The 451-nt window shown below is 64.3% G+C and carries 1 protein-coding gene; it reads right to left on the reverse strand.

What is annotated here, in order from left to right; genetic code table 11:
* A partial coding sequence (locus GCN75_RS28865) for a hypothetical protein (protein ID WP_152285377.1) occupies positions 1–451 on the reverse strand: 451 nt, incomplete at both ends.

The following is a 451-nucleotide window of genomic DNA, read 5'->3' on the forward strand; positions in this document are numbered from 1 at the left end:
TTGTTCAGCACGCCGCCGACGTTGACGCGCGTCGTGCCTGCATTGATGTCGCCCGTGCTGGTATTGTCGAAATTGGCGGCACCCAGGGTCAGGGTGCTGCGCGCCTGGATCTTGCCTGCATTGGTCAGCAATCCGCCGATAGTGATACCGGCATTGCCATTGGCCATGATCTCGGCGTCCGCGTTCAGCGTGAAGTTGCCCGCCAGGTCCAGCGCCAGGTCTTGCTGCGACAATACCTTGCCGTCGCCGCTCAAGCTGCCTGCGCGGATATCGGTGCGCTGGCCGCCGATGATGGTGCCGCCCGTGTTGGTGATGGCCAGGCCACGGCCGGGACCGCTGTCCTGCAACGACAGCGTGCTGCCGGCGCTGAGCATGCCCAGGGTATTGTTGATGCTGCCTGCGCTGTTGATCGCCAGGTTGCCATCGGCACGCACCGCGCCTTGGACATTGC

The sequence above is a fragment of the Janthinobacterium violaceinigrum genome (genome assembly GCF_009208555.1).
Classification (GTDB): Bacteria; Pseudomonadota; Gammaproteobacteria; order Burkholderiales; family Burkholderiaceae_D; genus Janthinobacterium; species Janthinobacterium violaceinigrum.